Genomic DNA, 25,238 nt, shown 5'->3' with positions numbered 1-25,238 from the left:
AAACGTACACTTGTTGCAACATATAGTTTGATCTTGAATGTTCAAATGCGGAAAATCAATTAGTTACAAATGCCTGATGCGGATGTCATAATTGTAGGAGGGGGACTGGCCGGCCTAACCGGGGCATTGCACCTTTTACGTGCAGGGCTGCGCGTTACAGTCATAGAAAAATACCCTTTCCCGAGGCATAAGGTGTGCGGTGAGTACATCTCGAACGAGGTATTGCCATACCTGCAGTGGCTAGGGGCTGATCCGGCCGTTCTGGGCCCTGCCAGGATCAGCAGGGTCAGGGTATCGGCGGTTTCGGGTAAGAGTGTGGAAGCACAGCTGCCACTGGGCGGATTTGGTATCAGCCGTTATGCGTTGGACCAGTTCCTGATGCAGCAGGTAGTAGCGGCAGGAGGCATTGTACTGGAGGATACTGTAGATGATATCTCTTTTCAGAATGATAGGTTCGGGGTTATGACAACCGGCATGCGGCAACTGACGGCCCGTTTCGTGATCGGAGCCTATGGGAAGCGGTCGGCACTGGACCAGCAGCTGATCCGTGATTTCTCAACCCAAAGATCGCCCTGGCTGGCAGTTAAGAGCCATTATGAAGGCGATTTCCCGGACGGGCTGGTGGCGCTCCATAATTTTATGGGTGGGTACTGTGGGGTGTCCAAAGTGGAGAATAATATCATCAATATCTGTTACCTCGTCAGTTACGATACATTCCGGCAGTTTAAGAATATAACTGCTCATCAGCAGGAAGTGCTGTGCCGGAACCCGCATCTGAAGGAAGTGCTGGAACATAGCAGGCCACTGTTTGAGCGGCCGCTGACGATCAGCCAGGTGTCGTTCGCAGAAAAGCAAAAAGTAGATAACCATATCCTCATGACCGGCGATACGGCCGGTCTTATTCATCCGCTTTGCGGAAACGGCATGGCAATGGCTATTCATAGTGCAAAGATCGCTGCAGAGCAGTTATTGTCTCTCGTTTCGGGCCATCTGTCTTCCAGGCAGGAAATGGAAAGGAACTACATCAGGGCCTGGAAAAGGGAGTTCAGTAAACGGATGCAGGCGGGAAAAGTGCTGTCAGCCGTTTTCAGGAAACAGGAGCTGGCAGCCGGTATTATGAGTGGTCTTGTGCTTTTCCCTGCACTATTGCCGGTGATAGTCCGGCAAACACATGGAAAACCTTTTAAATTATAAACCAGTATGTTTGTCAAGACCAGTCAGAGGACCCTTGCTCCCGAGATCATGGATGACCTCCGGATGGAGGGAGAAACGCTCAGAAGTACGTTGGACCAGATAGCACAGGTTAACCAGCTGCTGGGTGGAAATAGCATCACGCTTGAGGCAGTTAGTATGCTGATGGAAAATGTGCCATCCGGGAAGGAGGTGACGATCGTTGATGTGGGCTGTGGTAATGGCGATATGCTGCGAACATTGGCAAGAAAGGCCAGGAAGAAAGGCTGGAGAGTGAAACTCACAGGTATTGATGCGAATGGATATACCGCCAATTACGCGGCCCTTTTATCCGTACAATACCCGGAAATCACTTACTATTGTATGGATATTCTGGATGGAAAGTTTCGGGAAATGCACTATGATATCGTATTATGCACACTCACACTGCACCATTTTGAAGACCGGCAGATCACGAAGCTGATGTCGCTTTTTCGCAGGAATTCCACTATCGGAATTGTTATCAATGATCTGCACAGATGCGCACTTGCCTACCGCTTATTTCAGGTCTTCAGCCGGTTAACGGGTATGGGAAAGATGGCGAAAGAAGATGGACTGGTGTCCATCCTGCGGGGTTTCAAAAGAAAAGAAATAGAAGAACTGTCACAAAAATTAAATTTCAATCAATATACACTCAAATGGAAATGGGCTTTCCGTTATCAGTGGATAATTACTAATGTATGAGCGTTAAAATAACAGCAGTATCGAAAGCCTTACCTCCTTATACCAGAAGCACGGAAGAGATCATGCCCTTTCTTGATATCTGGTTGTCCGGCCAGGAAGACCGTTTTGCAAGAAAAGTTAAAAAGATCTTTGAGAATGCGGCCGTTGACAGGCGTTATTCTATCATGAGCCCTGAAGAGGTTTTTACGAATACATCCTTTGAAGAAAAGAACGACATTTATGTAAGGGAAGTGGTTAAACTGGGAGAACAATGCCTGGTGAGCGCACTTGAAAAGGCTGGTCTGGAAGCAGAAAGCCTTGATTACATTATCACAGTCAGCTGTACGGGTATCATGATCCCTTCGATGGACGCATACCTGATCAATCGCCTGCAGTTACGCCAGGATATCATTCGCTTACCGGTAACTGAAATGGGATGTGCAGCAGGTATTTCCGGTATGATCTACGCGAAGAAGTTCCTGGAAGTGAATCCGGGTAAAAGGGCCGCTGTGATCGCAATTGAATCGCCCACTGCTACCTTTCAGCTGGAAGACTATTCGATGCCGAATATTGTAAGTGCAGCTATTTTCGGTGATGGCGCTGCCTGTGCCATCCTTTCCTCGCATGAAGACGACAATGGTCCTGAGATCCTGGCAGAAGGAATGTATCATTTCTATGAGGCCGAGCACATGATGGGCTTTAAGCTCACTAATACCGGTTTGCAGATGGTGCTGGACGTTGAGGTACCTGATACCATTGCCGCCCATTTCCCGGCTATTATACACCCTTTCCTCGATAAATATGGCTACCGCATAGAAGACGTTGATCACCTGATCTTCCATCCCGGAGGAAAAAAGATCATTCAGACCGTAGAACAGCTCTTCAGTGAGATGGGAAAGAATATTGACGATACGAAAGAAGTTTTACGTTTATACGGAAATATGTCCAGCGCCACCGTGTTATATGTGCTGGAGCGTTTTATGGACAGAGGCGTGCCGGCAGGGGAAAAAGGACTGATGCTGAGTTTTGGCCCCGGCTTTTCCGCACAGCGAATATTATTACAATGGTAAAAGAATTTGCAACACATCATTACTGGGCATTGATACTGGGAGGCAGTAGCGGATTAGGGCTGGCCGCCGCCCGTAAACTGGCGTTGCATGGCATGAACATCTGTATAGTACACAGAGATCCGCGAGTGGAAATGGAGCGCATCGATAAGGATCTGGACGCAATCAGGTCTAACGGTGTTCAGGCAATTGCATTTAATACCGATGCTATGAGCGCTGAGAAGCGTGATTCAGTGCTCATGGCATTGAAGACTGCTATGGGTGCAAATGGCCGCGTCAGGACGCTTGTGCATAGTATCGCTAAAGGTAATCTGAAAGCCATGCACAGTAATGACGATGCAACGCTGAGTAATGAGGACTTTCACATTACGATCGACAGTATGGCCATTAGCCTGTACGACTGGACACAGGCCATGGTACGACTGCAATTGTTTGCACCGGATGCCAGGGTACTTTCTTTCACGAGTGAAGGCAGCAGTAAGGCATGGAAGCATTATGCCGCAGTAGCAGCTGCGAAGGCGGCGCTGGAGGCTATCAGCCGTAATATAGCGCTTGAATTTGCGCCCCTGGGCCTCAGGGCTAACTGCATACAGGCGGGAGTAACAGTGACCCGTTCCATGCAAATGATCCCCGGTAGTGAAGATATCATTACATATACTAAACAACGCAACCCCTTTCAACGTCTCACCACCCCGGAAGATATAGCCAATGCCGTTTACCTTCTATGCAAAGATGAAGCGGCATGGATCAACGGGGCAGTGATTCCGGTGAATGGTGGTGAACATATCAGTCAGGCATGACAATACAAGAAGTTCTGCAAAAATTGCCCTTTGCCCCGCCGTTCCTTTTTGTGGATGGACTGGACCATATCAATAGTGAGAAAGTGCAGGGACACTTTACTTTCAGGAAAGACATGGATTGTTACAGAGGGCATTTCAAAGGCAACCCCATTACCCCGGGCGTATTGCTCACCGAAGTGATGGCGCAAACCGGGCTGGTTTGCCTGGGCATTTATCTTTTGGGCGATGAAGTATTGGGGGGAAACATGACCTTCGGTCTGACATCCACAGAAATAGAATTCCTGCGACCAGTGTTCCCTGGCGAGAAAGTGACAGTATATGCTGAGAAAGTATATTTCCGCTTTGGTAAACTAAAGTGCAGGGTTATATTGAAAAATGAAGCAGGAGAGGATGTGTGTAGTGGCACTATTGCCGGAATGATCATTACGAAACCACATGAATAAAAGAGTTGTAGTGACCGGACTGGGAGTTGCGGCTCCTAACGGTGTTGGTATCCCCGCTTTTACAGAAGCGATCAAAACAGGTACTTCCGGTATCCGCCATGATGCCGGGCTGGCGGCATTACAGTTCTCCTGCCAGATAGCAGGAAAACCGGAAGTGCCGGAGAGTTTGCAACTGCAATACCTCGACCCTCTTGAACTAAGGAACTTCAATAGTAACGGTATCCTGTATGGCCTCATTGCCGGTATGGACGCCTGGAAAGATGCGCAGTTACCGGCAGGCGCCGGTGTGCCGCCCGATTGGGACAGCGGTACTATTTTCGGTGCAGGATCTGCCGGAGTAGATAAATTACGGGAAGCGATCTATAAAGTGGACGACATGCAGGTACGCCGCCTGGGCAGTACCGTAGTGCCGCAAACCATGGCCAGCGGCATCAGTGCATGGCTGGGAGGAAAGCTGGCCCTGGCTAACCAGGTGACGACCAATTCGTCTGCCTGTGCTACAGGTGCGGAAAGTGTGCTGATGGCTTATGACCGTATCCGCTATGGTCATGCTAAACGTATGCTGGCCGGTAGTACCAGCGATGCAGGTCCTTACATATGGGGCGGTTTCGATGGGCTTAAAGTCTGCACGTTTAAGCATAATGATAACCCGGCGGCGGGTTCCCGTCCTATGAGCGCTTCTGCCAGTGGTTTTGTACCCGGTAGTGGCGCAGGGGCGCTGGTGCTTGAATCACTTGACAGTGCATTGGAGCGTGGGGCTGCTATTTATGCAGAAGTGCTGGGCGGGCATATGAACTCCGGTGCGCAGAGAGGCGATGGGTCCATGACAGCGCCAAACAGTACAGCTGTTCAGCGTTGTATCCGTGAAGCTATAAAAGCGGCAGGTGTAACACCGGAAGAAATAGATGCGATCAACGGACATCTGACAGCAACGGGAAAGGATGCACTGGAAATTGAAAACTGGAGCATTGCACTAGGCAGAAAGGGAAAGGACTTTCCTTATATCAATGCCCTCAAATGTATGATAGGGCACTGTCTGAGCGGTTCGGGCAGTATTGAATTAGTTGCTGCCGTATTACAACTCCACGAAGGGTTCTTATTCCCCAATATCAATTGCGAAGACCTGCACCCCGATATCACGGCTATCATAGATCCTGAAAAAATACCTCAACAGTTGCTTTATAAAGATTTAAATTTGATAGCGAAAGCCAGCTTTGGCTTTGGTGATGTAAATGCCTGCGTGATTTTAAAGAAGTATAAATAAAACCAATGGACAAAGAAACGCTGATAGCACAATTAAAAGAGATCGTAAAACCGTATGCGAAAAACCAGGAAGCCCTGCTGAACATTAATGAAAACACAGATTTTGTCAATGATCTGAAGATCAATTCCGCCAACCTGGTGGACGTGATCCTGGATGTGGAAGAACAATTCAATATTGTGATCGATAATGAATCAATGGAGCGCATGCTGGACGTAAAGTCCGCTATGGAGATCATAGAAGCCAAACTGGCTGCAAAATGATCGGTAATGATATCATAGACCTCCACCTTGCACGCCGGGAAAGTAACTGGCAAAGAAAAGGATTTCTCAGCAAGATCTTTACAGCTGCGGAGCAACAAATGATCTGTCAGGCTACCATACCGTCGGATATGGTATGGCTGCTCTGGAGCTGTAAAGAAGCTGCTTATAAGATCATTAACCGTATTACGAACAACAGAGTATATAACCCCGTAAAATTCAACTGTACTTTGTCGGATGAACAGGAGGACACAATTACCGGAACGGTGTTGTTTGAAGCCTGTAATTATCCTTTTATCAGTTATCGCAACAATAGTTATATTCACACAGTAGCAGTCTCTCACGATGTTTTCCTCAATCGCATAGATATCTATACAGGCAATAGTCTGCCATCACATCTTTTTACTACAGGTAATGCACTGGTGAAAAACCAGGATGGTGTTCCTTATCTCATGAACTGCGGCACTTATTCTACTATACCTGTTTCCATCAGTCATCATGGTGACTATGTAGGGCTCGTACGAAACAATCTATTTCCAGGGGTGTAATTTTTTGAGTGAGTAATGTTAAAAGACATTACATGAAGCTCAGTGAAACACTTGTGAAAAAACTGTCGCAGCAGTATGCCCCATCCAGTATGGTAGACATGGAATTCAAAGGATATGATCTCTCTTTTAAAACGGACGAGGCAGGAAATCCTATACTCCTGTTTATCGGAAAAAGAACAAATGATGGAAATGTACGTGGAGAACGTTATGCGCGTACCTTGAAATACGACCGTGAAGGTAATCGTATTAAAGACCACTGGGAACTGAAAGGTAAAGCTACTTGAAGTATATGGTGAGTTTGGTACGGAGATGGTAATGATATCGGTATGGCAGTTATCGCTTATCACGCATCGCACGAACAACATCCGCCATCTGCATTGCTGCGTTATGCAGTAGCTGCAGAGCAGGGTGGATTTCAGGCTATCCATTCCTCTGACCACTTTCATCCATGGAGCGAACGGCAGGGACAGAGCGGCTTTTCCTTTTCCTGGATCGGTGCAGCCATGCAGGCAACCAGTTTGCCGTTCAGTATGGTATGTGCTCCGGGACAACGTTATCATCCCGCTATTGTTGCGCAGGCCATTGCAACCTTGAGTGAGATGTTTCCGGACAGGTTCTCGGTAGAGCTGGGCAGTGGCGAGGCGCTTAATGAAAGTATCACCGGTGATGTCTGGCCACAGAAGGAGGAGAGGAATGCACGTTTGCTTGAATGTGTGCAGATAATACGGGATCTCTTACAAGGCCAGACTGTTACTCACAATGGACTGGTCAGGGTGAAAGAAGCCAGGTTATACACGCTGCCTGTTACGCCGCCGCCATTAATGGCAACAGCGTTGTCTGAGAAAACTGCTGCATGGGCGGGTAAATGGGCTGATGGATTGATCACTGTAGCGCTGGAAGATGAACAGTTGCAGCGCATCGTAAACGCTTTCCGGAACAACGGCGGTGCGGGAAAACCTGTCTATATACAGATCGCATTTTCATACGCCGGCTCGGAAAAAGAAGCAGAGGAAGCAGCTTACGATCAATGGCGTACAAATTTTTTTACACCGGATGTGTTGAATGACCTGAGCAGGCCTACACAGTTTGATAGCATCGCTTCTCACGTAAAACTGGAAGATATTGCAGCAAAAATGCTTATCACAGCTGATCCTGAACGATGCATCACCATGATCCGGAAATACGTTCAAATGGGATTCGACCGCATTATTCTTCATAACGTGTACAGGCAGCAGGAATTTTTTATCAAAAGCTTCAAAGAGAAAGTGCTGCCATATATTCAATAACCCTAAAGGATTAAATATGACTACAGGTACTAAGAGGTATTCTATCTTCAAAAGAAAAGGCTATTTATGGTATACCCTGGCATTCTTCCTTATCTCCGTTGTACTACACTGGTATTTCGGCTGGAAAGTATTTGTAAGCGAACAACTGCAACACGGACAGGTAGTCAATACCAGCGATTATATCACCGAGATGATGAGGGACACCATGGAGAATTGGCAGTCTGAGTTCCTGCAACTGATATGGCAGGTAGCTGGTCTTGCATTTCTCTGGTATTGCGGATCATCACAATCAAAAGAGGGAGATGACCGGAAGGAGGAGAAACTGGATTTCATCATCCGCCGGCTGGACCCCGAGAATGCAGAACAATTGCTGGCAGAATGGAAAGAAAAGTATCCTGAAAGTTAACATCAGGAATGATGGGCAGTTCTTACCGACATTTCCTTTCCCAGTTGGAATGGCGCCCGGTTTGTCATCAAACCGGCCGCTATTTCAAATATACCGATCAACAGATGAGGGAGGAATATCTGATCTGCAAAGCCAAATAACCATGGGGAAAGCGCAAGAATGACACCAGCTAAGACGTCTATTGTAAGATGTCCTTTCATGGATATTATTTTGAAGAACCCTCCCTCATAATTTGTGAAAAAAGATACGATCAGCGCAGCTATGCCGTTAATAACCGGAATCCAGTGTGCGGCGCTTCCGTCATGAAAGCTGAACATCCACGGAGTTGCGATAAGAAGTATGCTTACTGTGTAATCCAGGATTGCATGTGTTTTAGTGCTGATGAGACCCATTGCTTGTATGCTTAAATGTTATTGATAAGATTCAACATCATCAAACTGTGTCGGATCATATTGCTTGCGTACATCCTCCAGGATGGTCCTTGCTTCTGCAAGATGTGCCTTTACGACAGGCAGTGTCTTCTCCGCATAATTGCGTAACGAAACATCTTTCATATTGGTAGCAGCGGCATCCAATCTTTCCATTGCTTTCTGATGTTCACTCACCATCTTTTTAATGTAGTCCCTGTCAAAGTCTTTCCCGGTTTTACCAGCTAATTTATCTACTTCTTCCTGATCAGATTTTTCCAATCCTGCAGGAAGCGTTACACCTGCTGTATAACATGCCTTCTGGAGCTCACTGTTAGACTGTGTATGCGCATCTATCATTTTCTGCGCGAACTCCTTTAACCGGCCGTAATTTGCATTTTTGAGCGCAACTTTACCCAGTTCGACTTCTTTCATATTGCTGCTGGCCAGGTCAGTGGCAAAATCGACAGAAGCATTACTGATATGGTCCATACTTTCTGCCATGGCAGCGGTGCTGTCACTGCTGGCTTCCTGACGGCTTTTGGAGCTATCGTTGCCACAACCATACATGAGCATGGCGGCTGTTATCAAAACTAAGGGCATCCTTTTCATACAATGTGCTTTATGATAATGAGCGACAAAAAAAATACCACACATGCTGGCATAGTTTTATAGCCTTATTACAACAATGAACAGTATTGTTTCACTTAAAAACATGTAATTATGAACTCCGTACTTAACCAGGGTCATGAAGAAGGACCAGTTGCAAGGGCCATTGAAAAACAAACAGCCAAATTGCCTTCAGATACTTATTTATGGGCTGCTGTAGGCGCTATGGGCGTTTCCCTGGCTTTACAGTGCCTGAGGCAGAAACATATCAGTTTGTTTATTGGCCAATGGGCCGCCCCCTTCCTGCTGATGGGTATCTACAACAAAATTGTTAAGGTGGAAGGGCATGACTAAGGAATCTGAAAAAGAAAATGTCTGAATACAGGGAACATATCCTGGTATTCAGACATTTCTCTTTTATAACGCGCGAAGTATTTACATAGAAGTGTTTCCTTGCATACCCGGGCCAGATAACGACTTATCTTTAGTGTATTTTGAAAGTGTAATACTTACGCATGTTCAGTACTGTTGAGGGATAACAATGAAGGCAGTTCCTTCATATCATAAAAGACATTAGCGCCTTCTTTTCTGAGCTCGTTACCATTAAATGGTTTTGCATATCCAAATACCCGAAACCCGCCTCTATGTGCGGCAATAACTCCCGCTTTACTATCTTCGATCACTACGCAATCATCAGGCGCGAATCCCATTACTTTAGCAGCATGCAGGAAAATGCCCGGATCTGGTTTCCAGCTGTTGATCTCGTATCCGCTGAAGATCCTGTTACCTTCTTCAAAGTAAGGTAGTAATCCGGTAATGCTCAGATTCAGTTTCATTTTTTCTACTGGCCCGCTGGAGGCAACACAAAAAGGGATAGTCAGACTATCAAGGATTTCTTTAACGCCCCTGACTGGCCGCATCTCGGTTTTAAAGATCTCATAGGAACGGGCGCGGAATGCCTGTTCAAAGTCTTCAGGGAAAGGGCTTGTGGCTTTTTGCTGCAGCATTTTGATACCCTCTTTTAAGCGAATACCGCTGAATTCTTCTACTGCTTCCTGGAGGTCCATGGTAACGCCGTATTGGGATGCCATATCCAGTAACACTTTAACACCGATCACTTCACTATCAACCAATACACCGTCACAATCAAATATGATACATCCTGGCTTTTTCATATTTATGCTTTTATACTTTCTTTTACTGTTGTTGTTTCTTTTATCTGCGATATCAAAATAGTGATCAGCATGCCGAACATTGCCATCATTGCAAATACCCACCGTAATCCTGCAACCTGGGCTACTATGCCTATTAACGGAGGGACCACAAGGAAGCCCATATATCCCACGGTAGATACGGCGGCTATCGCAGGACCACTTGCCATAGTGGTAGTCTGAGTGGCCATGCGCAATACCAGGGGCACTACGCAGGATACGCCAAATCCGATCATTAGGAAACCGAGACTGGCGGAAATAGTATGTGGCAGCAGAGCAGCCACCATAAATCCGGAAAAGACCAGTATACCGCTGTGTTTGATCATTGTTGGGATGCCTATCCTGTTAACAAGACTATCCCCCGTAAACCGTCCGGTGCTCATGGCAAGCATATAAATGACATATCCTGCTGCGATGAGGCTTTCCGGCGGATGTACTGCTTCTTTGAAATAAACATTACTCCAATCGTACATTGTTCCTTCACAGGCCATTACTGCAAATGATATCCATCCATATTTCAGTAAAGGCTTATCAGGCCATATAAACCGTTTCGTGTTTGCCTGCCGGGCCGGCGGCAGATGAGGACTGGCGCGGAAAGCAAGGAGCGCCATAATAGTCATCACTATTGCGGCCACAAAGAAATGCCAGAAGGGTATGATGCCGGCATTCACCATGATTACCCCGATTGCCGCCGCCGCAAAACCTGCCAGGCTCCATACGCCATGAAAAGTAGTAATTATTGACCGGGTATACAATGCCTGAACAGCGACAGATTGTGCATTTACCGAAATATTCATCAGGTTCCGAGAACAACCGAAGCCAAAAAGAACCAGGGCCAGTTGCCAGGGATGGGTTACCACACCGATCAGCGCCAGCATCAGGTTAAATGTCAATACACCTATCATCATGATATTCCGGCTGCTATGTCGCTGTAACAGGTAACCGGTAACTGGAAGGGTCAGCATAAGACCAGCAGGTAAAGCAAGGAGAGCAAGGCCTAATTCGGCTTTATTCAGGGATAATTTGCGCTGGATGTCCGGAATCCTGGACGCCCAGCTGGCAAAGCTAAAGCCTGAAATAAAGAAGTAGACAGCTGTTGCAATACGCGCAGATCTCGGTGTGCTCATAAGAGCTCAAAGCTAAAAAGAATCAGGAATTAAGGGATAAGAATTTAATGCTTATTCCTCAATTCCTGATAATTAAACTGAACGGTTAATTAATATACCTGTTCCGCACGTCCTACACGTCCATCCGCCGCAATACCTTCCACCACGATACGGAAGCGTTTGGAGAAGTCATTGTTATAGAAGTGGATTGTAGATGCATGGGTAATAGAATCTACCGTAATATAAGGGCTCCAGAAGAGCGTAAGGCGCTTGTCAGGCAACGCATGCACTTCTTTCTTAACAGCATAATCCGGAGAATAGAACTCCTTCACCAGGCTGTATCCGGCTTTTTTCATACGTTCAAAGCCACGGATGGTCGGATCACTACCGGTATTATCGCCGCCTTTCTTGGTGTATACAGCGATAGCACCACCGGCGCCTCCGCCGAAACCGCCCATGAACGGAGGACGGAATACTTTCACCAGCGCAATGTCGTTAACGTTGACGTTGGCCAGCAGGCCTACGTCTGCAGGCATCTCATTCAGGTACAGGGACGGTTTGGCCCCGCGCCATGATAATCCCGGATTATTAATATCGCCGGTAATGTTCAACCCAGCTACTTTAGACTGCAGGTATTGGAATACGTTCGTCTGGAACGGTGTTTCCTTTGTCAGGTCAAAAGTATATCCATCGCCTGAAGAGAACATACCCGAAGTATATCGTTGTTCGATCGTTTGCTGTGGCGTGATCTTTTTGTCGCGGATGTTCACCTCTTTCAGGTAAACTGTTTTGTTGCTGATAGAACGGTTGACCTTATTGCTTTCACTGGCGGTATTCAGGAACCGGCTCATAGCTGCAATGTCCAGACCTTCCGGTACCCGCATCGGGTAGGGTAATTTTACCTGCGGCGATCTGTCAAAGAAGTGTGACTCGAATGTTACCTGTACGTCCTTCCATCTTTTCTGTTTGTCATTTCCCTGAAAGTAGACTAACACCGTGTCCATGAACTGAAGATTAGGTACTTCAAATTCACCTTTATCATTAGTAGGTGCTGACGCAAAGGAAGTCGTGCTGTCCAGCGGTTGTTTGAAAATGAAATCCACCTTGCCGCCGACCAATGGATAACGGCCGGTATTGGTCACGGCAGTTCCTTTCAGAGACATGCCCTGCTCGTACGGGAACTTGATCTGTGGCAGTTCATTATTGAGGATCTTCTGCCAGCTGAACCGTCTCCAGCCGTTTGTCATCATCACAAGGTCAAGTGCCTGGGCCGTCTCTTTGGTGGTATCTCTGAAATACCAGGCTGGATTATAGATATAGCCTTTCAGGTCGGAGGTTAGCAGCAGATTTGAGATGATATTGTGCTCATCGGGATCTTTCAGCACCTGGTCGGCATCTGTAATGGAGATAGACATGCTGGTAGGCATGCTGTCCGGTGCAAACAGCTCGATGGAGCTTTTGCCTCTTGGAGCAGTACTGATCTCGGCATTCATGAAACTGAGGTCTATCTGGTCATTCTTCCTGACAAACGCCAGCCTTTCGGACAGGGGCTGTCCTTTATCGCTGAACAGGGTTACCTGTACGATACCGGATGGGAGTGACTGTGTAGGAATAAAACCACTGATCCTGCCTTCGCCGACATCCAGTACGGCTTTATAGGCCAGCTGCTGCTGTACCTGGGCGATCACCATCATATGATAGTAGGCAGTGTCGTCAGGATTAGCCACGGTCGCCTGATAGAAGATACGGCTGCCGCGGTTATAGAGCTTAAGGGCAACTCCCGTCGTCTGTACGGCCGGCAGTTCGATCTCTTTCTGTTGTCCGCTACCTACTTTAACAACTGCGCGATAGGTCTCTCCCGCTGCAGGCGTCAGTTCGAAGCTACCCATACCGTCATGTACGGTTTTGATCTCGGCTACCTTTTCCTTCTTACTGTTCTGCACAATACCGGCAATGGCAATTGGATAACCATTCTGGTCTATCGCTTTGAAGGCCACCAGTCCGGGAGCATTCTGCAAGAGATTACCGCCTTCCGGGAAGAACTGCACGGCAAAGTCACGTGCCACGGCGGTATCTCTTGAAGGAAGTGTATTCTTTTTGGACGGGTCGAAGATCTCGATGTTTTTATAGAACAGGAATTCCTGGTCGTAGTTGAGCATCCAGGCAGTGTAAGCTCTTATCTGGTATTGACCGGTTTTCAATGTTTCAGGAAGCTCAAAATCGCCTGCTGCGGCGGCACCGGCTGCAGGCAGGTGTTTCTTCATCACCACATTGCCCTCTTTATCAAGCAGTTCCACGTACAGGTTTGACGCAGTAAGTGAAGGTTGATTCTGTATCATGATATATGCCTTGAACCAGATCGTTTCTCCGGAGGCATAAAAATCTTTGTCGAGGTGCAGGTAAACCTTTTCCTGCGGGAAGCGTTTGCCGAAGATAGCCAGAGCGTTTGTAACCTTATCCTGCCAGTCGTCGGCCGGCACCAGGGAGAATGCTGTAAGTACGCCTGCCGAACAGATAGGGATGAGCCATTTCAGCCGGGAGTACTTTCTAAGAGATGAAAATTCCATGCGGGACGATTTATTGATATATACTTATCTAATTTACTATCAAAAAATATGTGCTTTGCTTATTATTGCGGTTGAAAGTAAGCTTTTAAGCAAAATTTAAGACAACCGCCCATCAATTTACTATGTTCGGCCCAATTGACCAATTTGTTGCAAGGTATATACAGCTTACCCCTGAAGAGCAGGAGATCTTTCATTCACTGCTGCAGTTCAGGAAGGTAAAGAAAAAGAGTTTTCTCCTGAAAGAGGGAGAAATCTGTGATTATGAGGCATATATACTGAAAGGATGCGTGCGTACTTTCTATGTCGACAAGCAAGGGGTGGAAACAAACCTGACGTTTGCCATAGAAGACTGGTGGGTGGGGGACTTCTCCAGCTTTTCCGAGCGGCAGCCTTCCAGGCAGAATATTGAAACGTTGGAAGATGCTGAACTGCTGACCATCACCTACGAGGATAAAAACACCTTGTACGAGCGGGTGCCGAAGTTCGAAAAGCTTTTCCGTATCCTGATTCAGCGTACCGCGGGGGTACTCCAGCAAAGGATCTATGCCTCTATTTCACAGACTGCCGAAGAGCGGTACCTGGCTTTTATTGACAAATACCCGTCAATCGTACAACGTGTGCCGCAACATCATATCGCCAGGTATATAGGAGTGTCTCCGGAATTTCTGAGTAAGGTGAGGAGCACGATGTATAGAAAACATTAAGCAGATGCAGTAAGTGGTTGTTTATCAGGTTGATGTAGTTTATTGCCGGCTGATAAATTGACCTCTCTGCGATACTTACATCATACTAAAAATGAAGAAGGACGAGGCTAATAACAGCTCGTCCTTTCTTCTTTGTTCAATATACACACAACTCTTTCTCCGGAGAGAATATCTTACTTGCGGAACACCAGTGTGTTAGCCAGATTGATCTCATCCTGGCTGATGGTATGTCCCATATTATTATAAATGTTGACGGTAATGTCGGCACCCATTCCTTTCAGGATATTCTCACTTTTCTTTACACGGTCTACCGGTACATGCGGATCAGGGTTGCTGGTGCCGATGAATACAGGAGTGCCTTCAAAATTGCCGGTATAGTTTTCCGGGTATATCTTATCGCCGATCAGCCCACCGGTGAAAGCTACGACTCCGCCGTACTTACCGGCGTTGCGGGTTACGAATTCCAGTGTAAGACATGCACCCTGGGAAAATCCCAGGAAATAGATGTTTTCCCGGGAGATACCATCTGCTTCTACATCTGCCATAACTTCTTTCAGCACGGACAGTGCAGAGGACAGCCAGGGCTCATTTTGTGCAGGCGGCATCAGGAACGAATAAGGGTACCAGGTGTTGCCGGTGGCCTGTGGGGCCAGCAATGCATACTCCCTGACATCCAGGTAATTAGCGAGAGTTAGGATGTCTTCCGCACTTCCTCCGCGACCATGCACCATAATCAGCGCCTTCTTTGCTTCTGTCGTCTTTTTCCCTGCTCTTATTATCTTTTTGCTATGCATAAGTACTGTTTGTGTGATCATTCCTCACCTTCCTTTTTCAGCCAGATATCGGCAAATTCTTCCGGATGCCGCTTAAACTGAGCATGAACATAAGCGCACAGTGGTTTAACTTTCAGCTGATGCGCACGGGCGTAATCCACCATGCCGGTCATGAGTATTTTTGCAAGGCCTTTACCTTCAAACTTGGGATCTATCTCCGTGTGATAGGCTGTCAGTATACCGTTTTCAATACTGATGACCATTTCGCCATCCTGTTCTCCCTCGTGCATCAGGTAGAAAGCACCGTGATTTTTGGCATTGAGCCTGAGTACTACTTCATCCATTTGGTTAATTGCTTATTTAAGTGCAGGTAATACTTTTTCGATCTCGGCACGCATTGACTCATACTGTACCGGTAATTTAAGGTGTTGTCCCAGCTGGTCCAGCGGTTCGTCTACAGTGAAGCCGGGATTGTCGGTAGCCAGTTCAAACAGTACGCCGCCCGGTTCCCTGAAATAAAGGGAGAAGAAGTAGTCGCGGTTGATCTTCGGTGTGATGTTCAATCCTTTCTTCGCAACCTTTTCCCTGAACTTCATCAGGACTTCATCATTTTCCACACGGAAAGCAACGTGGTGATTGGTACCGGCGGCGCCTTTACCACTGGGTTCCTTTGGAGATTCTATCAAGTCGATGATAGAAGCTTCCGGAATTGCGTCCGTAACAAAACGGTGGCGGTTGCCTTCCTGTTCCTGGAACTTATAACCAAGTACGTCTGTCAGGATGTTGGCCGTCGGACCTATACTTCTCAGGTTCAGCACAACGCTGTGGAATCCTTTGGTGGCTTGGCCGGCTTTCACTTCTGTGGTTTCCCACGCCTTGCGGCTATCGGCAGTTTTAGGAACGATGAGGTTCAGTTTCAGGCCGTCGGGGTCTTCAAAAGGCAGATACAGTTCGCCGAATCTTTCAGCCACGGGGCCATGAACAACATTCTTCGCTTTAAAACGGTCGGTCCAGAAATCAAGGCTGCCAGCGGGCACAGAATAGCCGATCTCAGTCGCCATACCTGTTCCCGTTTGCCCACGACCGATACCTTCCCAGGGGAAGAAAGTCAGAATGGTGCCCGGTGTACCCTGTTCATCTCCGAAATAGAAGTGATAAGTGCCGGGATCGTCAAAGTTCACGGTCTTCTTCACGAAGCGAACACCGAGGGTATCTGTATAAAACTGCAGATTTCTCTTAGCATTGTCAGCAATGGCCGTAATGTGATGCAGGCCTAGTATTCTATCTTCCATAAAATAATTTTTTGTGTTTAATACTCCAATGTGCCAAAGCGCCCGTTCTTATAATCTTCTATTGCCTGGTCCACTTCTTCTTTCGTGCTCATTACGAAATTGTCTTTGGCTGCTACCGGTTCATCTATCACTTCGGCGGAGAGGAACAATATCTGGCTGTCTTCATTGGCCGCTACAGAGAACATCGTACCCTCTCTTTTGAAAACGATCAGGCTATGTTCGGGAACGGGAGTGATATCGTCTATGGTGACCCGTCCGTGGGCGACATACAGCAAGGTCCAGTAGTCTTCCGTTACCTGGAATTCTACTTCCTTACCGTTTGCTATTTCTCCCACTGCGGATATAACGGGCGTAAATGAAATGTTCACCGGTCCTGTTTTACCGTCGAACTGCCCGCTTACGAGGCGAAGGTTGACGCCGTCCTGTTCAAGGATTTTAGGCATATCCTTTTTCGCTACATACTGGTAGCGCGGATCTTCCCATTTGTGCGCTGCAGGAACATTGACCCACAATTGTAATATTTCGCTTGTGCCGCCGTCTTTATGCATCTGGGCTGAAGGTCCCTCGCTATGGAGAATGGCCTTTCCTGCAAACATCCATTGTGCATCACCTGCATTCAGTATCTGGTCGTTGCCGGCAGTATCCTTGTGATGTGCCTGTCCCTGTAACTGGAACGTAACAGGTGCAAACCCCCTGTGAGGGTGAGGATGTATCCTGTCATCTGATCCTGCGGGTATGTGGTCCGGACCTCCGTGATGCAGTACTATGAACGGATTGGCAAAACGGAAATCTGCATGAGGCAGTGGTTGCAATACCTTCTGGGTCGGGGTGATGTTCTTTTCTCTTCCTGCAAGGATGTGTGCAATATTCTTTTTCATAGCCGATGTTTTATAATGCCTGAATGTTATCTGTGCTCCAGGGCGTACAATATTTCATTCTTTAATAAACCGCTACCGCCGCCATAATGTCTTTTGACGATAATATCCGGAGAATGTTTTTTGAAGTAAGCAGTTAATACGGCTTCTTCATCAGGCGTCACGCCTGCACAGATCAGCACAATGTCAAACGTCTCTTTCTCAAATGCTGTGATGGCAGCTTCGTCTGTCGTAACGGTGAGACCTTTCCAGTTCTCGGGCGCATTCAGCAGTCTTTGCATCACCGTCATGATCTCCTCATTTCTTCCTACTGCCAGTATGTTTAGTTGTTTAGGTTCCATACATCATGTTTAGTCCAGGTGAGCAGCAATCGCTGACAGCGGATTACGGCTTCTGGCTGTTAATTCCCTTGTTTTATAAGGTTCGTCCAGTTTCTCTGGACTGTCAATATATCCCAATGCGATCATAGATACTGATTCCTCATTGGCAGGAAGTCCTGTAAGTTCTGCCACGTGTTGTTTGCTATATCCCGCCATCACGTGTCCATATACCCCCATTTCAAGCGCCTGTAACAGCATAAAGGAAGATGCCATACCCACGTCATGCATGTAATAGTGATTCTTTTGCTGAGTATCGGGCAGCTCACGGATGCCAATCGTAGCAACTAGTGCCGCCGCATTTTTTGCCCAGGGAATATTACCGGGAGACAATGTCGAAAGCAATTTCTCAAAACCAGGTGTGCCCCTTAGTGCATATATAAAACGCCAGGGTTGCGTATTGTTCGCACTAGGCGCCCAGGAACCTGCTTCAAGGATAGTTTCCAGTGTTGTGAGACTCAGGTCTTTTCCGGAAAAGGAGCGAGGGCTCCATCTGTTCTTAATCAGGTCTATTACTTCATTCTTCGTGTTGGCAATCTTAATGGGAGACATGTTGTTCGGTTTATATTCAATGTTTACGTTAAGCAAAGGTATATGTTGAAGAGGACGCTTTTTGACAAAATAACTTGTCAATATCAACGGATTAGTGGTACTTCCATCATCAGTAAGCGGGCGCCGTCTTCCAGGGAAGTGATGTTAAAACTGGAAACGTCTTCAACGCCGTAGCCATCCCTGCTATCCAGTTCCTGTCCGTTGATAGTGAATTTCCCCTTAATGACGAAGAAGTACACGCCGTTGCCCTGTTTTTTGACGTCATAGGTAGCTGCACCACCTTTGTCAAAACTACCCATATGGAACCAGGCGTCCTGGTAGAGCCATGTGCCTTCGCCATTTTGGTCAGGAGAGATCAGTTGTTGCAGCGTATTTGGCCTGCCGGTTTCTATTGTCACCTGATCGTAGCGCGGAGCAACATTCAGCTTGTTCGGGAACAGCCAGATCTGCAGGAAATGAGCAGGTATATCTGAATTGGCGTTGTATTCACTATGAAAAACACCAGTACCGGTGCTCATCACCTGTATTTCACCAGCTTTTGTAATAACAGTATTGCCGAGGTTATCCTTGTGTTCCAAAGCACCTTCCAGTGGAATACTGATGATCTCCATATTATCATGAGGATGGGCGTCAAACCCTCTTCCGCCTGCAACAATATCGTCGTTCAGTACCCGCAGGGCGCCAAACTGCATCCTTTCAGAATGATAATAATTGGCGAAGCTGAAGGTATGATGGCTGTTTAGCCAACCATGATCTGCATGTCCGCGGGTTGCTGCCTTATGTAATATTGTTTTTGCCATGATCTTGTGGGTATTTATATGTTGCAACAAATATACGCCGGAAAGGACAGTAATCCATTAACCTAGCTTAAGAAAATGGTGTACTGCCAGGCAGATACTGCCCTGATCATAAACATGCTTATCCATAACTACCATCATTGTGAGGCCTTTAACGGTGGGCTACCTTTGGAAACATCTGGTCATTCCTGCAACTAATAATTCACCTGTTTGTTTTACAAAAAAGGAATGTCTTTACACGATTGACAGGATATTTTTAACTCATTAAAACACAGTAAGATGGAAATGTATATCAGTGAAGAAGACATTTGGGGTAATATTCAGGATAAGTTTCATGAGGTATATCCTTACCTGAAACTGGAATGTTATCTCTCTCCACATGAACGTGGCGAAGGTTCCGCCGGGAGTAAAAAAGTCTCTGCGGATACACCCATTGAAGATATCCGCCTGATCCATAGCTTTGGCTGGGTCGATATCAGCGAACATCGTACAGTAGCACAGGTTGAAAGAGACTTCTATCATGACATGGGCCTGGCTATTCAGATATTCAGACGCTTCAGGACCGGCTGGCTGCAAACTACACAAACAGATGAACTGACGCTTGCAGAACAGCATTTAATGGCAAGGGAAAGCCTTACCGGAACAGAGCACGAAGCGCCTGTGCAATCGGCAGACTGAAGAGCACTACTAATGTTTGTACCCTGTAATTAATTCCACACTATTGTACCAGCATGTATACAAACGTGCCGGTTGACTACGCCTGATCTTATACTATGGCATATATGGCTTGTTGTTTGATCCTCTTAGTTTATTCTTCACGCTTAAACTTTATGTTATGGGACAGGATAAAACGAAGATGACAAAAGAAGATCTTACCGGTAAAGCGGAACAATCTGAAGCAGCTGAACAGTCGAATACTGCTGAATCTTCTATTGAACAAACCGAACGGGAAAGTCATAATAAAGGTGCAAAAGATGTAACACCGGAAGCAGAGAAAGATGTAGATGAACTGAAAGAGGCACCTGAAAGCCTTAAGAAATCCCGTTAATAATTAAACTAAGTATATGCCGGTAATTAACGTAAACAACCGTAATCAATATGCACTGATCACCGGAGCCACAAGCGGCTTTGGCTATGAACTGGCCAAACTATTTGCGAAAGATGGCTTTAACCTGGTACTCGTAGCAAGATCGGAAGAAAGGCTACAGGAAGTGACGGATGAGTTGAAGCAGCAATACAATGTTGAAGTAACGCCAATATCAAGTGATCTGTTTGTGCCCAATGCTGCAAAGGAAATATATGACGAGGTGCAGGCAAGAGGCATTGTAGTCAACTATCTGGTAAATGATGCCGGACAGGGCGAATGGGGCCGGTTCATTGATATTGATCTGCAACGCAGCCTGGACATTATCCAGCTGAACATCAGTTCTCTGGTTGCATTGACCAAATACTTTGGTACCGATATGGCAGCCAGAGGAGAAGGTCATATTCTGCAACTGGGCTCTGAAGCAGGTAAGGCACCCATGCCATTACTGTCAATCTACGCCGCGACAAAAGCCTTTGTGATATCGTTCAGCGCCGCTATCAGTAACGAACTTCAGGATACAGGCGTAAATGTAACCGTTTTACTGCCTGGTGCGGCAGACACGGACTTCTTCCATAAAGCTAATATGGAACACACAAAAACATACCGTGAAGAGTCTCTGCAAACACCTGAAGAAGTTGCACAGGATGGTTACGAAGCACTGATGAGCGGTGAAAGTCGTGTTATATCAGGCGGTAAAACTAAAATGCATGTCTACATGGCAAATTTGTTGAGTGATGAAGCAAACGCCGTTAACATGCGTAAATTGATGGAACCGTCGGAGAAAGAAGAAGGAAGGACGGCTTCCGACCATGACGCTTCCCGTAAAGAGCGGGAATCTATAGGCCAGGAGTCTGGAGATTTGAAAGAGAGATAGGCGGTAAGCCTATCCCTCTTTTTATTAGTGGTTGTTCAGGATAGAATGCATGAAATTTTAATAAATCTCACGAATCATCCATGAAACGATTTCGCAGTGCGGATAATTTAACAATTGTTAACAACCCTTCTTATCATAAACAGCTGTCCGGATAAACTTGCCGAAATAATAAGCTTCGTAATGACGGTTATATTGATGATCACTGAATAACGGTTCTATATCCGCCAGCGCACTCGCTTCCACATGGCAGAGTATTTTGAAGAACAGATACATGGAATTTAATAATGCCCTTTGCCATAACGGCGCCTGTTGCTGATAATGGAAATCAGTAAACAACCATCGGCCCCCCGGCTTGAGCAGCCTATCAAGATGAAGGAAAACAGGCTTTATGCGTTCCTGTGAAAAATTGTCAAAAAGAAAGGGCGTCATGATCACATCAAAAGTCGCCGTAAGTTCATGGCCGAATTCCTCCACCGCCATATTAACGAACGTTACTTCATGCGGCTGGTAGTTCTTCTCTTTGGCAATTGCGATCATGTTCGCAGAGATCTCTACATAGTGGATGCGTAGTCCCGGCAGACATACTTTTGCCATCTCTTCCAGTATCCAGCCAGTTCCTCCGCCAGCTATCAGCACGGCGCTGTTCTCCCTGATAAAGGGAAGTAATATCGTCTGCGCATCCCGTTGTGCCGAACGGAATACCAAACGGCTCAGAAAGTCATAATACCTCGCAACGTTATCGTAGTTGTTTCTCATTTACTGGTGAGTGTGGGACTGTAAATTAACCGAAAAGGGCCAGGGAGCCAAATGGTCCCCAACCCTCCGTACACTCACAAAGCGAAAACTTCTTTTAGTGATCGGCCAATGCAACCTGCACTTTGGCGCCCTTTTTCCTTTTTGATGCTAAGAATAATAGTGGGAGTGAGCACAGGAACACTAAACCTACTAACAGATACGCATCATTGAAACTTAGTACCGAAGTCTGTCTCACAATACCATTATCCATTAGCCTTAGTGCTTTGGCATGTGCTTCAGCAACGCCTGCACCTTTCGATATGAAGAACTGTGTGTAATCGGCCAGGCGTTTGACTGCTATTGGATTATCCGCAGTAATATTGGATACCAGGTCTGATCTGTGTACGGCATTGCGATTGGCCAGGTATGTGTTGACCATCGCGAGACCAAAAGAACCTCCCAACTGACGCATCATGTTATTCAACGCCGCCCCCTGTGCAAAGTCCGCAGGGGCAAGAGACGACACTGCCAATACAGATAATGGCACGGTGATGATAGCCAGTCCTACGCCCCTCCAGATAAGCGTTGCTGTGATGCTGCCGGCACTCGCATCCAGGTTATAACCGGACATCTGCCAGCTAAAGATGACAAACATAAACATCCCCATAGTGATCAGCACAATAGGTGAGACGCCACGCTGTAACAGTCTGGCCGAAATGATCAGTCCTCCGATAGCAAGTATCGCACCCGGTAATAGTAATAATCCTGTTTGCGTCGGCGTAAAATTCAACAGTCTTTGTGCAAACACCGGTGTAAGGAAGACGGAACTAAAGAGCCCGACACCCGATACGAAAGTAAGTATCGCAGCGAGACTAAGGTTCCTGCTTTTTAGCACCCGGAGGTTCACCACCGGTGTAGCAGTAGTAAGCTCCCACCATATGAAAAGCAGTAATCCAAAGAAAGCAGTGATGCTGAGAAAAATAATGTATCCGGCTTCGAACCAGTCATCCGTTTCTCCCCGTTCCAATACTGTTTGCAGAGAACCGATACCAATGGCCAGCAGAATGATACCTGTCCAATCAATTTTTCCTGCTGAGACTTTCACCTCTGGTTCTTTCAGTAGGGCATAGCATACAAGGGCTACCACAATACCGATAGGTACGTTGATGAAGAATATCCAGGGCCAGTCATAAAACTCTGTAATATAACCACCCAGGGTAGGACCGATAGTAGGACCAACAAATACACCGATGCCAAACAATGCACTGGCAACGTTCTGTTTCTCTTTAGGGAACAATTCAAACACAATGACCTGTGAAACAGATAACAAGGCACCTCCTCCCATACCCTGCAAAAAGCGGAATATCACCAGTACCCAGATATTCGAAGCTTGCCCGCACATAAATGAAAAGAAGGTAAAAGCGATAATAGAACCAATATAATAGTTACGGCGGCCAAGTTTATTAGAAAGGAAACTGGTGATGGGAATGATGATCACATTGGCAATAGCATACGCCGTGATCACCCAGGAAGTATCTTCGAGCGTAGCACCCAGGTTTCCGCTCATGTGCGACAACGCAACGTTAACGATGGATATGTCTATCAGCTCCATTACAGCCGCAGCAATAACGGTGATCAGCAGTATAGTCCTTTTCATGTAATTGTATTAAATACGACAGTTATTATACCAAGTGGTATAATAACTGTCAAAAAAAAGCAGATCATCCTCTGTTGTTCATCACTGTGAAAGCCTCTGTGGGAGAGGAGAGGAACAATTTATAGAAATCAGCAGTATTGCCTACGTGAATTTCATAATGGTCGGTAGCTAATGCTTCAACGAATGCTTCTGCAACTGCAGCAGGCGGCATACCATTTTCACCACCGATCTCTTTGGAGAATTCTGTATTAACCAGTGGCGGCATTAATTCAAACACCTTCACATTACCATCAGCTAATGTATGTCTTAATACCTGTGTGTAGGAGTGTAACGCAGCTTTACTGGCGGCATAACCCGGGAGTCTGGCGCCTGGAGAGATGGCTACGATAGAAGATACATTTACGATGGCTGCTTCAGCTTGTTTTTCCAGTACAGGCAACAACAATTCATTCAGCCTTATTACAGAGAGAAAGTTAGTGTGAATTTCATGAGAAGCTTTATCGTAAGCATTTACACCTGGCTCCAGTCTGTATACTTCTGCAGCAGCAGCGTTATTGATCACAATGTTCAGGTCAGGAAAATCCGTTTTCAGTTTATTTACCAGTGTATGTACATCTTCTTCTTTCGACACATCTGATACGATAGGAGTTACATTTTGAAGTTGAGCAGCAGCTTTAGTCAAAGTACCTGCATTTCTGCCCGTTATAATAACGTGGTTTCCTTTTTCAGATAATAATTTGGCTATTTGAAAGCCAATACCTGCTCCACCGCCTGTTATTAAGACGGTATTGTTACTTGTTTTCATGATGCTTCTGTTTACGCTTTAGTGAATAATTATACCGATTGGTATATTTGTAGTTAAAAAAATAGTTAGAGTGCTTCTATATACTTTCTGGCCGAGTCCATGACATGTCTGCCATATTCAACCTTGCCTGTTGACCTGGCGACGAGTATTGCCCCCTGGATCATTGCCATCAGTGTTAATGCTGCCTGTTCTGCGTTAGTGTTAGCAGAGATTTCACCGTTCCTGATCCCCTCTTCAATAAAGCCAATTGTTCTTGCCTTCCAGCTTTCAAGCGCTTCCGCTACCCTTGCTTTCAGCGCCGGGTGCGTATCATCCGCTTCAGGACCTGTATTGACCATTGGGCAGCCGCCAACCGGATAAGCGATAGGACGTGTGTCCCCGAAAAGCCGGGTGCGTACCATTAGCTTTTCCTTGATGGTTTGTGCTTTTTCCTCTTCCGCATGGACGTAAGCCCGCAGTTTACGGATATTATAGTCAAATGAGGCCAGGGCCACTTCATCTTTGTTGGCGAAATTGCCATAAATGCTACCTTTCGTAAGACCAGTCGCCTCCGTCATATCAGAGAGAGAAGTACCGGCATATCCCTTCGTATTGAAGATGGGAGCCGTTTTCTCAACTATGAATTCTTTTGTTCTTTCTGCCTTACTCATGTTATTATCATTAAGACAGTGTAAAATTATACCAATTGGTATTATCCTCCAAATAAATTTTAAACACTGTTAGGATAATGGGTATTATCACCCCTAACGGGCAGGGGACCGATAACTATTATAAGTCGGAAATCATAACTTCTGGTTATCGGATATTACGAATGGTGATTTTCTTTAGTAACAGATCTGCTGCAAC

The 25,238-nt window shown here is 46.3% G+C and carries 32 protein-coding genes; 16 read left to right on the top strand and 16 right to left on the bottom strand.

Annotated features, from left to right (window positions below; all coding sequences use genetic code 11):
- The first annotated feature begins 69 nt into the window (after positions 1-69).
- Genes C7475_RS06085 through C7475_RS06035 form a run of 11 tightly spaced genes read left to right on the top strand, consistent with a single transcriptional unit; the run spans position 70 to position 7,964 of the window.
- The gene (locus C7475_RS06085; protein ID WP_110052252.1) at positions 70-1,194 is read left to right on the top strand and encodes an NAD(P)/FAD-dependent oxidoreductase; all 1,125 of its coding nucleotides are present in this window, start codon (positions 70-72) and stop codon (positions 1,192-1,194) included.
- A 6-nt stretch (positions 1,195-1,200) separates the two neighbouring features.
- The gene (locus C7475_RS06080) at positions 1,201-1,914 is read left to right on the top strand and encodes a methyltransferase domain-containing protein (protein WP_110052249.1); all 714 of its coding nucleotides are present in this window, start codon (positions 1,201-1,203) and stop codon (positions 1,912-1,914) included.
- Positions 1,911-2,963 (top strand): type III polyketide synthase, encoded by a 1,053-nt coding sequence (locus C7475_RS06075; protein WP_110052247.1) that lies wholly within the window; start codon positions 1,911-1,913, stop codon positions 2,961-2,963. Before C7475_RS06080 ends, C7475_RS06075 begins: the two co-directional genes overlap by 4 nt.
- Complete coding sequence (locus tag C7475_RS06070; RefSeq protein ID WP_110052244.1) at positions 2,957-3,760, top strand: SDR family oxidoreductase; 804 nt, start codon at positions 2,957-2,959, stop codon at positions 3,758-3,760. The genes C7475_RS06075 and C7475_RS06070 overlap by 7 nt, the downstream gene beginning before the upstream one ends.
- A complete protein-coding gene (locus C7475_RS06065) occupies positions 3,757-4,203 on the top strand; it encodes a 3-hydroxyacyl-ACP dehydratase FabZ family protein (protein WP_110052242.1) in 447 nt (148 codons plus the stop codon). Before C7475_RS06070 ends, C7475_RS06065 begins: the two co-directional genes overlap by 4 nt.
- Positions 4,196-5,467 (top strand): beta-ketoacyl synthase, encoded by a 1,272-nt coding sequence (locus C7475_RS06060; RefSeq protein WP_110052239.1) that lies wholly within the window; start codon positions 4,196-4,198, stop codon positions 5,465-5,467. Before C7475_RS06065 ends, C7475_RS06060 begins: the two co-directional genes overlap by 8 nt.
- 5 nt (positions 5,468-5,472) lie before the next feature.
- Positions 5,473-5,727 carry a phosphopantetheine-binding protein gene (locus C7475_RS06055; protein ID WP_110052237.1) on the top strand — a complete coding sequence of 85 codons (255 nt, stop codon included), beginning with the start codon at positions 5,473-5,475 and terminating at the stop codon, positions 5,725-5,727.
- Positions 5,724-6,272: a 4'-phosphopantetheinyl transferase superfamily protein gene (locus C7475_RS06050; RefSeq protein ID WP_110052234.1), complete on the top strand. Its 549-nt coding sequence runs from the start codon at positions 5,724-5,726 to the stop codon at positions 6,270-6,272. The genes C7475_RS06055 and C7475_RS06050 overlap by 4 nt, the downstream gene beginning before the upstream one ends.
- Positions 6,273-6,304: 32 nt before the next feature.
- Entirely contained in the window at positions 6,305-6,556 is a 252-nt protein-coding gene (locus tag C7475_RS06045) for a hypothetical protein (protein ID WP_110052231.1), read from the top strand.
- 42 nt (positions 6,557-6,598) lie between these two features.
- The gene (locus C7475_RS06040; RefSeq protein ID WP_110052229.1) at positions 6,599-7,558 is read left to right on the top strand and encodes a TIGR03885 family FMN-dependent LLM class oxidoreductase; all 960 of its coding nucleotides are present in this window, start codon (positions 6,599-6,601) and stop codon (positions 7,556-7,558) included.
- 16 nt (positions 7,559-7,574) lie between these two features.
- Positions 7,575-7,964: a DUF6766 family protein gene (locus tag C7475_RS06035; protein WP_199236173.1), complete on the top strand. Its 390-nt coding sequence runs from the start codon at positions 7,575-7,577 to the stop codon at positions 7,962-7,964.
- A gap of 2 nt (positions 7,965-7,966) precedes the next feature.
- Here the strand turns inward: C7475_RS06035 and C7475_RS06030 are convergent, their stop codons facing one another.
- Both C7475_RS06030 and C7475_RS06025 read right to left on the bottom strand, forming a co-directional pair.
- Entirely contained in the window at positions 7,967-8,356 is a 390-nt protein-coding gene (locus tag C7475_RS06030) for an SPW repeat protein (RefSeq protein ID WP_110052226.1), read from the bottom strand.
- Positions 8,357-8,374: 18 nt separating this feature from the next.
- Positions 8,375-8,983, bottom strand: coding sequence for a DUF4142 domain-containing protein (locus C7475_RS06025; RefSeq protein WP_158286431.1), 609 nt, complete (start codon positions 8,981-8,983; stop codon positions 8,375-8,377).
- Positions 8,984-9,094: 111 nt separating this feature from the next.
- Here C7475_RS06025 and C7475_RS06020 point away from each other — a divergent pair, with 111 nt between their 5' ends.
- Positions 9,095-9,334 carry a hypothetical protein gene (locus C7475_RS06020; protein ID WP_110052221.1) on the top strand — a complete coding sequence of 80 codons (240 nt, stop codon included), beginning with the start codon at positions 9,095-9,097 and terminating at the stop codon, positions 9,332-9,334.
- A gap of 155 nt (positions 9,335-9,489) precedes the next feature.
- Here C7475_RS06020 and C7475_RS06015 read toward each other — a convergent pair whose 3' ends face one another.
- From C7475_RS06015 to C7475_RS06005, 3 genes are all read right to left on the bottom strand, one after another.
- Positions 9,490-10,155, bottom strand: a complete 666-nt coding sequence (locus tag C7475_RS06015; protein WP_110052218.1) for an HAD-IA family hydrolase — start codon at positions 10,153-10,155, stop codon at positions 9,490-9,492.
- A gap of 2 nt (positions 10,156-10,157) precedes the next feature.
- Entirely contained in the window at positions 10,158-11,318 is a 1,161-nt protein-coding gene (locus tag C7475_RS06010; RefSeq protein WP_110052216.1) for an MFS transporter, read from the bottom strand.
- An 89-nt stretch (positions 11,319-11,407) separates the two neighbouring features.
- A complete protein-coding gene (locus tag C7475_RS06005) occupies positions 11,408-13,864 on the bottom strand; it encodes an MG2 domain-containing protein (protein ID WP_110052213.1) in 2,457 nt (818 codons plus the stop codon).
- Between the two features lie 122 nt (positions 13,865-13,986).
- Between C7475_RS06005 and C7475_RS06000 the strand changes: the two genes are divergently transcribed.
- Positions 13,987-14,568: a Crp/Fnr family transcriptional regulator gene (locus C7475_RS06000; RefSeq protein ID WP_110052211.1), complete on the top strand. Its 582-nt coding sequence runs from the start codon at positions 13,987-13,989 to the stop codon at positions 14,566-14,568.
- Between the two features lie 173 nt (positions 14,569-14,741).
- On the opposite strand, the gene C7475_RS05995 is transcribed toward C7475_RS06000, so the two are convergent.
- From C7475_RS05995 to C7475_RS05965, 7 genes are all read right to left on the bottom strand, one after another.
- Positions 14,742-15,383, bottom strand: coding sequence for an alpha/beta hydrolase (locus C7475_RS05995; RefSeq protein WP_233259771.1), 642 nt, complete (start codon positions 15,381-15,383; stop codon positions 14,742-14,744).
- Entirely contained in the window at positions 15,380-15,685 is a 306-nt protein-coding gene (locus tag C7475_RS05990) for a GNAT family N-acetyltransferase (RefSeq protein ID WP_110052208.1), read from the bottom strand. Before C7475_RS05990 ends, C7475_RS05995 begins: the two co-directional genes overlap by 4 nt.
- Positions 15,686-15,697: 12 nt before the next feature.
- Positions 15,698-16,633, bottom strand: a complete 936-nt coding sequence (locus C7475_RS05985; RefSeq protein WP_110052206.1) for a ring-cleaving dioxygenase — start codon at positions 16,631-16,633, stop codon at positions 15,698-15,700.
- A gap of 17 nt (positions 16,634-16,650) precedes the next feature.
- Positions 16,651-17,511, bottom strand: coding sequence for a pirin family protein (locus C7475_RS05980; protein WP_110052203.1), 861 nt, complete (start codon positions 17,509-17,511; stop codon positions 16,651-16,653).
- Positions 17,512-17,537: 26 nt separating this feature from the next.
- Positions 17,538-17,849 carry a hypothetical protein gene (locus tag C7475_RS05975; protein WP_110052201.1) on the bottom strand — a complete coding sequence of 104 codons (312 nt, stop codon included), beginning with the start codon at positions 17,847-17,849 and terminating at the stop codon, positions 17,538-17,540.
- A 9-nt stretch (positions 17,850-17,858) separates the two neighbouring features.
- A complete protein-coding gene (locus tag C7475_RS05970; RefSeq protein WP_110052199.1) occupies positions 17,859-18,437 on the bottom strand; it encodes a nitroreductase family protein in 579 nt (192 codons plus the stop codon).
- Positions 18,438-18,520: 83 nt separating this feature from the next.
- Positions 18,521-19,237, bottom strand: a complete 717-nt coding sequence (locus C7475_RS05965) for a pirin family protein (protein ID WP_110052197.1) — start codon at positions 19,235-19,237, stop codon at positions 18,521-18,523.
- A gap of 276 nt (positions 19,238-19,513) precedes the next feature.
- Here C7475_RS05965 and C7475_RS05960 point away from each other — a divergent pair, with 276 nt between their 5' ends.
- The 3 genes from C7475_RS05960 (at position 19,514) to C7475_RS05950 (ending at position 21,195) form a co-directional block, all read left to right on the top strand.
- Complete coding sequence (locus tag C7475_RS05960; protein ID WP_110052195.1) at positions 19,514-19,912, top strand: hypothetical protein; 399 nt, start codon at positions 19,514-19,516, stop codon at positions 19,910-19,912.
- A 157-nt stretch (positions 19,913-20,069) separates the two neighbouring features.
- Positions 20,070-20,282 (top strand): hypothetical protein, encoded by a 213-nt coding sequence (locus tag C7475_RS05955; RefSeq protein WP_110052193.1) that lies wholly within the window; start codon positions 20,070-20,072, stop codon positions 20,280-20,282.
- A gap of 16 nt (positions 20,283-20,298) precedes the next feature.
- The gene (locus tag C7475_RS05950) at positions 20,299-21,195 is read left to right on the top strand and encodes an SDR family oxidoreductase (protein WP_110052191.1); all 897 of its coding nucleotides are present in this window, start codon (positions 20,299-20,301) and stop codon (positions 21,193-21,195) included.
- 117 nt (positions 21,196-21,312) lie between these two features.
- On the opposite strand, the gene C7475_RS05945 is transcribed toward C7475_RS05950, so the two are convergent.
- From C7475_RS05945 to C7475_RS05930, 4 genes are all read right to left on the bottom strand, one after another.
- Entirely contained in the window at positions 21,313-21,951 is a 639-nt protein-coding gene (locus C7475_RS05945; protein ID WP_110052189.1) for a class I SAM-dependent methyltransferase, read from the bottom strand.
- Between the two features lie 94 nt (positions 21,952-22,045).
- Complete coding sequence (locus tag C7475_RS05940; protein WP_110052187.1) at positions 22,046-23,587, bottom strand: DHA2 family efflux MFS transporter permease subunit; 1,542 nt, start codon at positions 23,585-23,587, stop codon at positions 22,046-22,048.
- Positions 23,588-23,651: 64 nt separating this feature from the next.
- Positions 23,652-24,392 carry an SDR family oxidoreductase gene (locus C7475_RS05935; protein WP_110052185.1) on the bottom strand — a complete coding sequence of 247 codons (741 nt, stop codon included), beginning with the start codon at positions 24,390-24,392 and terminating at the stop codon, positions 23,652-23,654.
- 65 nt (positions 24,393-24,457) lie between these two features.
- Positions 24,458-25,042, bottom strand: a complete 585-nt coding sequence (locus tag C7475_RS05930; protein ID WP_110052183.1) for a TetR/AcrR family transcriptional regulator — start codon at positions 25,040-25,042, stop codon at positions 24,458-24,460.
- Positions 25,043-25,238: the final 196 nt, after the last annotated feature.

Origin of the sequence: Chitinophaga sp. S165, assembly GCF_003182155.1 — a bacterium.
In the GTDB taxonomy this organism is placed as follows: Bacteria; Bacteroidota; Bacteroidia; order Chitinophagales; family Chitinophagaceae; genus Chitinophaga.
This window is presented reverse-complemented; position numbering and strand designations above follow the sequence as displayed.

Coding starts and splice junctions, on each gene's coding strand:
- C7475_RS06085 (WP_110052252.1), top strand. CDS start 70: ATGCCTGATGCGGATGTCATAATTGTAGGAGGGGGACTGGCCGGCCTA.
- C7475_RS06080 (WP_110052249.1), top strand. CDS start 1,201: ATGTTTGTCAAGACCAGTCAGAGGACCCTTGCTCCCGAGATCATGGAT.
- C7475_RS06075 (WP_110052247.1), top strand. CDS start 1,911: ATGAGCGTTAAAATAACAGCAGTATCGAAAGCCTTACCTCCTTATACC.
- C7475_RS06070 (WP_110052244.1), top strand. CDS start 2,957: ATGGTAAAAGAATTTGCAACACATCATTACTGGGCATTGATACTGGGA.
- C7475_RS06065 (WP_110052242.1), top strand. CDS start 3,757: ATGACAATACAAGAAGTTCTGCAAAAATTGCCCTTTGCCCCGCCGTTC.
- C7475_RS06060 (WP_110052239.1), top strand. CDS start 4,196: ATGAATAAAAGAGTTGTAGTGACCGGACTGGGAGTTGCGGCTCCTAAC.
- C7475_RS06055 (WP_110052237.1), top strand. CDS start 5,473: ATGGACAAAGAAACGCTGATAGCACAATTAAAAGAGATCGTAAAACCG.
- C7475_RS06050 (WP_110052234.1), top strand. CDS start 5,724: ATGATCGGTAATGATATCATAGACCTCCACCTTGCACGCCGGGAAAGT.
- C7475_RS06045 (WP_110052231.1), top strand. CDS start 6,305: ATGAAGCTCAGTGAAACACTTGTGAAAAAACTGTCGCAGCAGTATGCC.
- C7475_RS06040 (WP_110052229.1), top strand. CDS start 6,599: ATGGCAGTTATCGCTTATCACGCATCGCACGAACAACATCCGCCATCT.
- C7475_RS06035 (WP_199236173.1), top strand. CDS start 7,575: ATGACTACAGGTACTAAGAGGTATTCTATCTTCAAAAGAAAAGGCTAT.
- C7475_RS06030 (WP_110052226.1), bottom strand. CDS start 8,356: ATGGGTCTCATCAGCACTAAAACACATGCAATCCTGGATTACACAGTA.
- C7475_RS06025 (WP_158286431.1), bottom strand. CDS start 8,983: ATGAAAAGGATGCCCTTAGTTTTGATAACAGCCGCCATGCTCATGTAT.
- C7475_RS06020 (WP_110052221.1), top strand. CDS start 9,095: ATGAACTCCGTACTTAACCAGGGTCATGAAGAAGGACCAGTTGCAAGG.
- C7475_RS06015 (WP_110052218.1), bottom strand. CDS start 10,155: ATGAAAAAGCCAGGATGTATCATATTTGATTGTGACGGTGTATTGGTT.
- C7475_RS06010 (WP_110052216.1), bottom strand. CDS start 11,318: ATGAGCACACCGAGATCTGCGCGTATTGCAACAGCTGTCTACTTCTTT.
- C7475_RS06005 (WP_110052213.1), bottom strand. CDS start 13,864: ATGGAATTTTCATCTCTTAGAAAGTACTCCCGGCTGAAATGGCTCATC.
- C7475_RS06000 (WP_110052211.1), top strand. CDS start 13,987: ATGTTCGGCCCAATTGACCAATTTGTTGCAAGGTATATACAGCTTACC.
- C7475_RS05995 (WP_233259771.1), bottom strand. CDS start 15,383: ATGATCACACAAACAGTACTTATGCATAGCAAAAAGATAATAAGAGCA.
- C7475_RS05990 (WP_110052208.1), bottom strand. CDS start 15,685: ATGGATGAAGTAGTACTCAGGCTCAATGCCAAAAATCACGGTGCTTTC.
- C7475_RS05985 (WP_110052206.1), bottom strand. CDS start 16,633: ATGGAAGATAGAATACTAGGCCTGCATCACATTACGGCCATTGCTGAC.
- C7475_RS05980 (WP_110052203.1), bottom strand. CDS start 17,511: ATGAAAAAGAATATTGCACACATCCTTGCAGGAAGAGAAAAGAACATC.
- C7475_RS05975 (WP_110052201.1), bottom strand. CDS start 17,849: ATGGAACCTAAACAACTAAACATACTGGCAGTAGGAAGAAATGAGGAG.
- C7475_RS05970 (WP_110052199.1), bottom strand. CDS start 18,437: ATGTCTCCCATTAAGATTGCCAACACGAAGAATGAAGTAATAGACCTG.
- C7475_RS05965 (WP_110052197.1), bottom strand. CDS start 19,237: ATGGCAAAAACAATATTACATAAGGCAGCAACCCGCGGACATGCAGAT.
- C7475_RS05960 (WP_110052195.1), top strand. CDS start 19,514: ATGGAAATGTATATCAGTGAAGAAGACATTTGGGGTAATATTCAGGAT.
- C7475_RS05955 (WP_110052193.1), top strand. CDS start 20,070: ATGGGACAGGATAAAACGAAGATGACAAAAGAAGATCTTACCGGTAAA.
- C7475_RS05950 (WP_110052191.1), top strand. CDS start 20,299: ATGCCGGTAATTAACGTAAACAACCGTAATCAATATGCACTGATCACC.
- C7475_RS05945 (WP_110052189.1), bottom strand. CDS start 21,951: ATGAGAAACAACTACGATAACGTTGCGAGGTATTATGACTTTCTGAGC.
- C7475_RS05940 (WP_110052187.1), bottom strand. CDS start 23,587: ATGAAAAGGACTATACTGCTGATCACCGTTATTGCTGCGGCTGTAATG.
- C7475_RS05935 (WP_110052185.1), bottom strand. CDS start 24,392: ATGAAAACAAGTAACAATACCGTCTTAATAACAGGCGGTGGAGCAGGT.
- C7475_RS05930 (WP_110052183.1), bottom strand. CDS start 25,042: ATGAGTAAGGCAGAAAGAACAAAAGAATTCATAGTTGAGAAAACGGCT.